At 26.3% G+C, this 11,315-nt stretch carries 9 protein-coding genes and 3 pseudogenes; 7 read left to right on the top strand and 5 right to left on the bottom strand.

Translation table 11 applies throughout. The features are described from left to right. Window positions 1-82: 82 nt before the first annotated feature. Entirely contained in the window at window positions 83-637 is a 555-nt protein-coding gene (locus I1959_RS05485) for a DUF3885 domain-containing protein (RefSeq protein WP_195237341.1), read from the top strand. A gap of 259 nt (window positions 638-896) precedes the next feature. Continuing rightward, window positions 897-1,070, top strand: coding sequence for a DUF362 domain-containing protein (locus I1959_RS05490; RefSeq protein ID WP_195237343.1), 174 nt, complete (start codon window positions 897-899; stop codon window positions 1,068-1,070). A 549-nt stretch (window positions 1,071-1,619) separates the two neighbouring features. On the opposite strand, the gene I1959_RS05495 is transcribed toward I1959_RS05490, so the two are convergent. After that, on the bottom strand, window positions 1,620-1,760 hold the full coding sequence (locus I1959_RS05495; RefSeq protein ID WP_195237345.1) for a hypothetical protein: 141 nt from the start codon (window positions 1,758-1,760) through the stop codon (window positions 1,620-1,622). A gap of 109 nt (window positions 1,761-1,869) precedes the next feature. Then, window positions 1,870-2,019 (bottom strand): annotated as a pseudogene (locus tag I1959_RS05500) (IS1595 family transposase); the annotation flags it as partial. Between the two features lie 189 nt (window positions 2,020-2,208). Between I1959_RS05500 and I1959_RS15870 the strand changes: the two are divergent. The 3 genes and pseudogenes from I1959_RS15870 to I1959_RS05515 all read left to right on the top strand — a co-directional run. After that, a pseudogene (locus I1959_RS15870) lies at window positions 2,209-2,850 on the top strand (tyrosine-type recombinase/integrase); the annotation flags it as partial. A 184-nt stretch (window positions 2,851-3,034) separates the two neighbouring features. Next, window positions 3,035-3,553: a sigma-70 family RNA polymerase sigma factor gene (locus tag I1959_RS05510; RefSeq protein WP_195237346.1), complete on the top strand. Its 519-nt coding sequence runs from the start codon at window positions 3,035-3,037 to the stop codon at window positions 3,551-3,553. A gap of 16 nt (window positions 3,554-3,569) precedes the next feature. Then, complete coding sequence (locus tag I1959_RS05515) at window positions 3,570-4,691, top strand: DUF4179 domain-containing protein (protein WP_195237347.1); 1,122 nt, start codon at window positions 3,570-3,572, stop codon at window positions 4,689-4,691. Between the two features lie 237 nt (window positions 4,692-4,928). On the opposite strand, the pseudogene I1959_RS05520 reads toward I1959_RS05515, so the two are convergent. The 3 genes and pseudogenes from I1959_RS05520 to I1959_RS05530 all read right to left on the bottom strand — a co-directional run. Then, a pseudogene (locus I1959_RS05520) lies at window positions 4,929-5,804 on the bottom strand (IS1595 family transposase); the annotation flags it as partial. A gap of 74 nt (window positions 5,805-5,878) precedes the next feature. Next, the gene (locus I1959_RS05525) at window positions 5,879-6,100 is read right to left on the bottom strand and encodes a hypothetical protein (RefSeq protein WP_195237348.1); all 222 of its coding nucleotides are present in this window, start codon (window positions 6,098-6,100) and stop codon (window positions 5,879-5,881) included. Window positions 6,101-6,222: 122 nt separating this feature from the next. Beyond that, complete coding sequence (locus tag I1959_RS05530) at window positions 6,223-7,269, bottom strand: IS1595 family transposase (RefSeq protein ID WP_195237349.1); 1,047 nt, start codon at window positions 7,267-7,269, stop codon at window positions 6,223-6,225. Between the two features lie 263 nt (window positions 7,270-7,532). Between I1959_RS05530 and I1959_RS05535 the strand changes: the two genes are divergently transcribed. Continuing rightward, window positions 7,533-9,044, top strand: coding sequence for a tyrosine-type recombinase/integrase (locus I1959_RS05535; protein WP_195237355.1), 1,512 nt, complete (start codon window positions 7,533-7,535; stop codon window positions 9,042-9,044). Between the two features lie 52 nt (window positions 9,045-9,096). Beyond that, window positions 9,097-11,307, top strand: a complete 2,211-nt coding sequence (locus tag I1959_RS05540; RefSeq protein WP_195237357.1) for a tyrosine-type recombinase/integrase — start codon at window positions 9,097-9,099, stop codon at window positions 11,305-11,307. Window positions 11,308-11,315 lie beyond the last annotated feature (8 nt).

An 11,315-nucleotide genomic window follows, 5' to 3' on the forward strand; every position in this document is an offset into this window, starting at 1 on the left:
TTCAATAAGCTGTATAATATAATCAAAGTTAACAGTTATTATATATTATGAATATGAATTTTAATAAAAAGGAGGGGATTTAGTGGATTTATATGTAAATAGCCTAACTAATAAACAACTTAATAAAAATAAAATTTGTATTTCGTTTGATTTGGAAGTAAATGAATCACCATATTACGAGATGGCTTACAGTGAAAATGAAGAATTAAATTTTAGGCCAGAATATGTGGATTTGTGTGCTAAATCAGCACAAAATATATGGGATAAGTGTAATTTTTCAAATGATTTGATTGTTTTATTTGAAGATAAATATAATACTTATCATAAAGGAGAAAAGGAGTTTATAGAAAATTGCTTAAATTCACCAACTTGTTTTGTTTATTCTTTTGAATGGAACGATGAAGGTGAAAAATTTAAGGCAACACGATATATCTGGGTTACTAACAAAATAGATAGTAAATCACTCTTTAGGAAAATAATTCTTTCTGATATAGGTGAAGATACAGTTTTAGATGGTGCAGTATATATTATAGACAATAAAACTAAAAATGTATTCTTTTTATATGATGATAGAGGCGTTGATATTTATTCTAATGATGAAAAATTTATATATAAAATGAAGAATTATTATTTATAATGTAATATTGATTAGTGTAAAATTAATAACTCTATCTTAGTATATATTGAAATAACTATGATAGAGTTATTTTTATTTGATATTTATCATAAAGTTGGCTAACATAGCTGAAACAACCTTTTTCTGTATAATTTCTTTAATGACCTATTATAGGTCATTTTTTATTTTACAAATAAATTATTTGAATGTGACAAAGTCACAGAACTAAAAATTAAAAATTAATATAATACTTCTATAAGAAATATAGGAGGGAATAATTATGAAAATAAGAAAAAAGGCAATTATAGATACAAATCACTGTGTAGCTTGTGGAACTTGTATAAAAGAATGTCCACTAAACCTTATAAGCATAGAACAAGGTGTATTTGCAAAAATTAACCTAGAAAAATGTGTAGGATGTGGAAAATGTGCTAAAGCTTATTATAATTTTTAATTTTGTAAAGTTTTTCTACTTTGTGTATTTTTCAATACTTACAAGCCCTTAAATCACTCATTTTATCTTTTTTAGCAAATTAGACACTTATTTTTAATGTTTTATTAAATTTTACACATATTTTTTATATTTATTTTGAAACTCCTTTATCTATTTAATTGTATATAAATACCATTTGTAATTACATATATTACATTAAATCATTTTACTATAATTTTATTTTTTGTCTATTTTTATTGCATTTCTAATTACACCAACTACACCTAATAATATTATTATAATTTTGTTTTTCGTCTACTTTTTTATTTTTGGCTCTGTTAGATAATTTGTGATAAATAGTAAATAAAAATGCTAGAACTATTGATATTCTTATCAATTTCTAGCATTTTTATATTTTAAAATAATAATTAGTAGTATGTTACTAATTATTGATATTTTTAAATATGGCTATGTTTTAAGTCAATGTTGATATTAGGAACAATTTCAATAATAAAAAAGTAGGGGTATACCAATTGATAACTCCTACTTTTCGTTCGCATTATATTAATATTATTCTTTAATATCTTCTGTTGTAAATATGGCCCTTACATCTGGTCCTGCATATTGAAAGCCTGTAACTTTAATTATAGTTGCTCCAATTAATACGGATAACCCTATCATTATAATTACTTTTTTACCTTTTGGTTTCATTTGTTTATCCCCCTTACAAATTCCTATTTATATGTATTATCACAAGTGTACATATTTCGCATTATATAACAATTGCGTACTTGCTTTTATTATAGCATTATTTTTACCACTACATAAACTTTGGTGTTCTTAATTTAAAATCCTTTATCTTAGTATAAGAGTATGCCACATTACTTTGTACAATAAAATTCTTAGTTTTAATAGAATCTCTGTCAGTTTCAAATATGCTTAGCCATTTAAACCATTGCATATAGTTTGATTAAATATAGTATAATAAATATCGGATAATAAGTATAGCATGTTACTTTATATCTGATATTTTTTTACATATTATAATTATTAAAGGTATAAATTACAAATAGTATAATATGTACAATATGTTATATAATAAATTCAACATAAAAAACAATAAGGAGACAGATATGAAGGTTCAAGAAAAGGGAAACCTTATTTACAAGGTTGGGTAAGTCAGAGCATAAACAATTTTATTAGAGAAAATAATATTACAGATGAAAATGGTTCAGTATTTCATTATAAAAATCATGCATTACGCCATACTTTTGCAGTTAAAATGTTAAATGGTGGAGCTGATATACTTACAGTTCAAGAATTATTAGCTCATGCATCCCCTGAAATGACTATGAGATATGCAAAATTACTTGATGATACTAAGCGTAAAGTATTTGATAATGCTATAAAACAAGGTATATTTAGCTTTGATGAAAGTACTCAGTTGAAAGAAGAAAATAACAATGAAATATCTAATGATATACTTGATATGTTATGGATTAATCATAAGCTAAATGCTATGGATACACCTTATGGAACTTGTTTACAAACAGCTAATGAAAGTGGAGTTACTAAAGCTACGTTATACAATAATATTCAAATAAAAGAAAGAATAGAATTCCTCAGATTACAAGAGTCTAAGGTATCCACTCGAGCCCAAGTAAAAAGGGAAATGGATGATAACAACAAAGATGCAATAATAGAAAGTCTTAGAAGAAAGGAAAAAAAACTAGAAGAAGAAAATAAAAAATTAAAAGAACAACTTAAAGTTAATTATGCTGGTATGTATAAACAGTTATAATATAATTATATTATAACTGTTTACTTCGCAATTGTTATATAATGCGAACAAAAAGTAGGAGTATATCAATAGGTATCCTCCTACTTTTTTTATTAAAATTATTATTTATTTTTATATTATGTCAGTTTTTTATGATAAACTTCGTATTAACTAATATAAAAGCTTTTATGGGGAGGAAAATATTTTGACGGATAAATTTATAATTAAATATATAAAAAGATGCAATCCAAAGGGGATGGAGATGTTAATAGATACTTATAACGGATTATTAACATCAATAATTAGAAAACATATTAATCCAGTTTTAAATTATGAAGAGGAATGTATAAGTGATGTACTTTTTGCAATTTGGGAAAATATAGATGGATTTAATGATAAAGAAAGTTCTTTTAAAAATTGGATATGTGCAATTGCTAAGTATAAGGCGATTGATTACAAAAGAAAATATATATCTAAGATAAACGAAGAACTAAATCATAATCTTTCTTATATAGATGTAAATTTATATAAATTAGAAATACAAGAAGAAATTGATGAACTACTGAACTCATTAAATGATAAGGATAAAGAACTTTTTATGAGGTATTACTTAAATGGTGAAAAGCTAGAAAAAATAGCTATAGATAATAATACAAATGTATCGAATTTACATAGTCGACTATCTAGAGGTAGGAATAAAATTAGGGAAAGTATTTTAAAATAGGAGTAGTGAGAGTATAATGGATAACTTTAGAATTTTTAATAAAATTAAGGTAGATACAGAAAAATATGAACAAGTGGAAACTAATAATAATGAGAAACTAAAATTAAAAATGGAAGAAAAATTAAAGTCATCGCAGAGATATAAGAAAAAAAGAAAAATAAATAATAGATTAATAGAAAGTATAGCAGTTATAGGAATTATAGTAGTTGGAATTAGTGTGGCTAATCCTTCTTTAGCAGATAATTTAAAAATAAGATTACCAGAATTTGAAACTATGTTGGATAAAATAAAAGAAAATATTAATAGTGAAGATATCGTTGAGTATGACCCAAATATGTATCCACAATTAGAAAAAGAAAAGGCAGAGTATAAAAAGAATAAACTTATGGCAACACCTATAGATGTGTCTAGTAAAGCTGATGGCTTAAAAATTACTATAGATAAAGCAATGTATGATAAGAAGAAAATTTATCTAGATATGACTCTAAAAACAGATGAACCATTTAATAAAAGTAAATATAAAAAAGCAGTTGGTGATTCTCCTTATGGTGATGGTGTAAAGCAAATGTATATTGATGATTTAGAAATGTATATAAATGGAGTTAAGCAAGATGGCTATAGTTATTCGGCTGGAATTGTTGATTTTATTGATAAAAATACTATTAACCTTAGTTATTTAATAGAGCTTGATACAAATAATGATGTAGAGGATGCAAACTTTAAAATAAATTTTAAAATAGATGAATATGATTTATCAAAGGCAATTGGACAAAAACACTATTTTGATTTTAATATAAAGTCTATAGATGATAGTATAAAGAGTATAACTTTAGATGAAAAAGATGGGGACTATATTTTGAAAAAAGTTGATGTAACCTATACATATATTGAAGTTAAAATGGAACTTCCTTTCCAACCATCTCTAGGAAATACTCATGATAATTTTATAATAGTATATGATGATAAGGGCAGAGTACTAAATATGTCTACAGGAATTGAAGGTAAAAATAAAATATATACTCAAATAAATGAATTAGTAGATATTGGTCAAATACCTAAATATATTGATATTTTAGTTTGTAAAAATTATGGAGAAGAGTCTAATCCTTTATCCAGATTTAGGGTTAATTTAGAATAAATTGTATATAAGATATAGTAAATAATTTTAATATAATGCGAACTAAATCAAGAGTTGTATTTGATTATTCATATAACTCTTGATTTTTTATTATTCAAAATTTATCTAATTCTAACATTGTGTTAAAACATAGCCTAATAATTAAATGGATTTTTTTATTATAACATAATATACATATATAATATGTTACAACTAAGTTTTTTCAATATTTTTTTAGTTTACTCTTGATAATCAAACGATATGTTTACTTGCAACACCGTTAAATCTACCCATCCATTTCTTCAAATTACTGTGAAGGCTATTGATGTGTTGGATGTGGTAAATACCTTCTTTATGCTTACCTGTTTTTATACGTTTATGGTCTAAATTAAAGTCTGAAGCAAATTTATTGTATGACTTGTGACTGTCTGTACATAATATAGAACTTTCTCCTATATGTCCTTTATATAGCCTTTCAAGTTCTTTGTGTGTCATTCTGCCTTCACATAAAGGCTCTATGATTAAATTCCCTTGTCTATCTAAAGCTGTAGCGACACAAATCTGTTCCTTAGATATACCTCTCTTTTTAATCTCTTTACCTCTTTTACGAGACTTTCTTGGCATATTACAAGCTCTTGTGCCTTTGAAACCCTCAGCAAAAAATACTTCATCTGCTTCTATTACTCCATCAACGTGTCCAGTACCTAAAAAATCACTTATACAATCAAGTATTTTATGCCTCCAGAAAAAACTCGTTGCTATGTTAATGCCTACAATTTTAGCAGACTTTCTTATTGATAACCCCATAATCATACATTTGGCATATTTAAGCCATTTATCTAAAGATTTCTTACTTCTATATGTCGCAGAGTTTGTAAAATCAGTAAAAGTCTTTCTACAATCTTTACAGATATATCTTTGTTTACCATTATATTTACCGTTTCTTGATATCAATTCAGAATTACAATGAGGACACACTTTCCCCTTAGAAAATCTAAACTCTTTAACCTCTTCACATACTTGCCCTACTTGAGAACCTAATACAAGAAATTCTTCTAAATAGGATAGTAGTTCCTCTACTTGATTCAATGGTAATGTTTGTATATCTGTTAATATAGACTTCATACTTGGCATACTATAACCTCCGAAACATTGATATATCTATATTATAACCTATATGTCTGAAAATATCCATTTTCAACACTTATTTAAAACATAGCCTTAAATATTAATTTTAAAGATGTAATTATAAATATAATAACACCTATAAAAGAAAGTATTTTAACTAATATAAATGTTATATCTCCTAAATATGGTATCCCTATCAAGCTTGTAAGTCCTATAGCATTTTGAAATACAGTAGTCTGTAATAACACAAGCATTAAAGAACCTAAAGCCGTATAAATCAATTTAAAATCTATATCATTCATAAATACCCCTCCCTATACTTTGTAACATATAACAATTTTAAGCTTTGATTGTATTATACATAATATTCAATTATTTTCCAATTGCAAAATGCTTTCATTAAAGTAAAGTGGAATGACTTGTATTAAGTCAACTCCACATATCTATTCCTAATAGTATTTATAGTTATACAGGTTTCTTTAGTTGCTACATTCACCAACATGTCTTTGATTCTATCGCCCTTTTTGTTCTTCTTGCTTAATTGTAAGAATTTAAACCAAGCCAAATAGTTCGAGATATATTTACTAGACACTCCATTAAAGGACATTAGCCATCTCTTAAATCCACGGTGAAGAGCATTTACATGTTGAAGATGATAAACGCTATCTAACATAGATTTCCCTCTAGGAACTTGTTTTAATTCCACATTTAGGTCTTTCTTTATACCCATATAAGATTTGTGGCTATCAACTACAAAAGTAACATCCTCTCCTAATTTTCCATCAAAAAATCCAACTATTTCATTAGTTGTAATTCTGCCATTGCAGACTGCTCCCATAACTATATTTCCTTTGCGGTCAATTCCAGTTTCAATACATAATTGGTCGCTAGAAATTCCTCTTTTCTTCTTATCATTTTTACCTTTGCCTCTTTTTCTAGGCTCTCTAGGCATCTCAAAAGTAGTGCTTTTTGAATGATTTCCCTTGTACGAATGACGAATAAAAAATTCGTCTACTTCTACAATACCATCTACTGTATCATTTCTAAGTGACAAGTTAATAACATCCAAAATCCTATGACGCATATAAAAAGAGGTTTTAACTCCAACTGCTATTTCAGTAGCACACTCTCTTATAGAAAGTCCTAATATCATTAATTCGCAGTATTTGAGCCATTTATCTAGTCCTAATTTAGTACTTGAGAAAGGTGAAGAAGTGAACTCATCAAAGTTGCAACGACATCTTTTGCATAGATATCTTTGTCTACCATTAGATTTACCATTTTTATTAACATCCTTACATTGGCATTTAGGACATTCATATCCCTTGGAAAATCTACTTTCTTTAATGTTTTCTTTAATTTCATCAGAACTAAACAGAGAACTTAGAACTCCTTGTGCTATTGAAATTAAATTCTTTAATTCATCTTTATTTAAATCTTTAACTATGGCATTTATATCTACTTTTGGCATAATATTTAGGCATCCTTTCTATAAAAGTTCTTAAAGTATAGTGAATATCTATATTATAACCTATTTTGAGTATTACTAATCACGAAATTATCTAACAGAGCCTTATTTTTAAATGAATTATCTTCAATTTAATACATATAACAAAACCATATTTTAACATCTAATTTTTTTTATTATAATATTAATTTTTGTATAATTTAGTGTTATAATAATCTACATAATTCGACAAAGACTACATAGATATATAGAAGAAAGGAATTAGTATGATTTTAATAGAAGAAGCCGACACAAGACAAAATATTTATTATAAATATTTAGTAGATAAAGATTCTAGAGAAAAGACTCTTCTTAAAACTGTTGAAATCACATGTGAAACTTCAACACGCCAAAAAGTTGAATACTCTATTTTATATGATAGTAATATGAATCCAATAAAGGACGCTTTTAGATTTATAAATTATAATTTTTTAGATTGTTCCCCAAATACAAAATATCAAGCTATTACTGCTCTTAGAATATTATATAGTTTCTTAGAACTATTTGATTTAGATTTAAGGGAATTAACAGATGATAATATAAATCTTTTAAAATGCTTTCTAAGAGGCTACTCGCCTAGAGGAAACCTAGTAACTGTTAATTTAAATACAGATAGAAGTAACAGTACTATAAACACTTATTTAGCTATGTTTAGACGGTATACTGGATTTTTAAATATTGAAAATTGTAATTTGCATAAAATCTCCCCTATAACAACAAAAACATTCATGTACGGAGCTGATATCCTTGTTGAAAAGAACACTTATGTTCATAATGAACGTGTAAATGAAAGCAAGACAGTTCCAATGTATATATCTATTGATGAATATAAAAAAGTACTAGCTGTTATAGCAAAAGATTATACAATACGTGAAGAATGCATAGTAAAACTTATGTATGAGGGAGGATTAAGAATAGGAGAAGTTTTAGGTTTAACTATTGAAGATGTTCAATCTGGATTTTATAAAAATCAAGATACTAAAGAAACAAAAAAAATAGCCTTTGTTTACACTAGAAATAGAGTTACTGATAAAGATTACCAATTAGCAAAAAATCTTGAAAAGCCAAAAAATAGAAGAGCCTACATTACTAAAACATACAAGCAAGGAACCGGAAAGACATCTATAGATATTTCTTTATACGATAAAATAATGGAATATGTAGATATTTTTCATAATCCGAATAGTTATATTAAAAATAATGAAGACGAAGATGAATTTGAAGTTGAAGATAGTATTCTAGAATATGATTTTTTTAATGAGATTTTAAATCCTGAGATTAAAGAAGAATATAAAATCAAGAAAAAAAATGATAAATCTTTAGAGTTATTCAAGCAAAATTTAGGAAAATATGCAAAAACCGATATAGTAGATAAAAAAGCAAACACCGATAAAAATGGATTCCCTATTTTAGAAAATAACTCGTATATTTTTATCAATAAAGTAGGTAAACCACTAAATATAATTTCCTGGAATAAAATTATCAGAGAAATTTTAGAAAAAAGTGGTTTAGATGTAGACAAAAATAAAAGAGAACATAACTTAAATCATAGATTTAGACATGGACATGCCATGTTTCTTGTTAAAGTATTAAAATACACATCTCAACAAGTTGCAGACCGTCTAAGACAGAAATCATCAAAGTCAGCAGAAAAATACTTTAGACCTACTGATGATGATAGAGCTACCGCTCATGATGGATTTTCTAAATCATTAGAAGATGCTCTTAAAGAATTATAATATTTTAATGAATTATTCCATATAACAAATTTCACAAGGAGTTGAATTCAAAATGTACGAAAAATTTAACATTATAGATGATGACAAAATGAGGAATACCCTTTTAGATTTTTATAGTAAAGTAGAGTTAAACAGTGGTCAGCAAAAGTATTTAAATTCCTACATTTCAATGTATAAGAACGTAAAATTAGATACTTTAAACTGGGAAACTATTTGCGATATATCATCAAGTATAGATTCTGCACATCTAAGTACGTACTTCGGAATACTTAACTTAAACTTTGTTATATACTTAATCGAAAATAGTTTATACAAAGACCCATTTATAGATACAAATTCAGATATTATATTAAATCTACTTAATTCATCTAAGGAAAAAAGAAATCGTATCATGTATTTTGATAAGAATTTCAATTTAAAAAATCTTTTCATCTGCAACCATACGTATAAGAAAAAAGGTGTACGTAAAGCAGGCGAATTAATAATAGATACCAAGTTAGATAATCCATTTTTAGTTAAATTATTAGATGGATTTTATAGGTCTGATTTTACTAGTACTAGGAGCGGGAAAAGCGACTTTAACTTTTCCAGAAATTTTTATAAAAGTTATGATAAATTCTCTAGTTTTAAAGAAATTTCTAATTTCAACTTCAAAGTATTTGAAAAACAATTTGATTTTTATAAAAAAAATAAAAGACAATTAAAAGATTTAGTTAAGTTTTACATATATCTTCATTCAATATACGAAGATATATTTAAACCTAATGATCCTGTTGATATATTTTGGATAACAAAACATCCAAAATTTATAAACCAATTTAATGATGGTTTTAGATTGGTAGATTTAAACCCAACAGAACCATTTCCGACAGATGATAGATGGATAGTCAGACCTAACGGTCAAGAAGAATTTACCACTAGATTAAATTCAACTGACTATAAAACAGTTGATTTTACTAAAATAGAATATAATGAGTATAGACCATTTTTAAAAGATTTTTTTTGGAAATCTACTGTAACATTACCTGTCAGACTATCAGAATTCTATAATATTATCAAATTTTTAAACTTTATATATGAGTATAAAACTTTAAATATAAAAAACAATAGTAATTACAACGAAATAACTACAGTAGAAGCACTTTCATACTTAGGCCATATCTCAAATAAAGACAGTCTTAGGGTATATAATGACAAAGTACAATCTATTAGAAAATTTCTAAAAAATAAGTATTTCAATGTTGAATTAGCAGTATTTGATTACCTTGTTCACGCTGGTAATCCTACTCCACCAGGTAGTAAGAGTATACCAGAAGATGAAGTGAAAAAGTTAGATAAGCATTTATTAACTCTTGCATATGATAACGATACGAATTATGTTTACTATACAATTTTCAAACTCGCATTATTAACAAACTTTAGAATAAGTCATCTGTTATCAATAACTATCGATTCAATTAAAGAGTCTATGAAAAAAGAACAATATTATATCGAGGCTGTAACTAAAACATCTAATAAAGAAAAGGCTAAAGAACATATAAGTAAATATGATTACAGATACTTAGAAGAAGCAATAAAAATAACCGATCCTCTAAGAAGTAAAGCACCTAAAGAATATAAAAACTTTGTTTTTTTACATTATATACAATCCGCCAATATAAAAGGCGTTACGCCAATTACGGTTGCAACATTTAATTCTTTTTTAAAACGCCAATGTAAAAAAATAGGATTGCCTGAATATACAGCAGAAAACCTTAGAGATACAAGTATAACAAGAGCTATTGACTATGCAGTAGAGAATGGTCTAAGCCACCAAGAAACAGAAATTTTAATTAGAGGTAAGCGTTCTACAAAACTTAAACATTATTACGATAATCAAGAATCCAAATTATTTGTTGAAGCAACCTACGGTATTATTATAGGCAATATAGACCTTAAAGGTCAAATATTAGAAACTACTGATAGTTCCTCTTTTAGCAAAGATGAAACTATGGATGATGGTTGTGGTTTTTGTAAAGAAAATGAATGCCGTATTCATAAGGATATAGGATGCCCTATGTGTAAATTTTTTATAGTTACACTAGATAGAATACCATTTTACATTAAAAAATTAGAACGACTTGATATTTCAATAGAAAATGAAACTATCGAACATGAAAAAGAACACCTAAAAGCCATAAAAAAACTTTATGCCGCCTATTTATCAAAATTACTTGACCTTAATCAAAAATTAGAACTTAAGCAAAACCAAAACATTAAATAAAATCACAT

Source organism: Romboutsia sp. 1001285H_161024_C4, assembly GCF_015550185.1.
Lineage (GTDB): Bacteria > Bacillota > Clostridia > Peptostreptococcales > Peptostreptococcaceae > Romboutsia_C > Romboutsia_C hominis.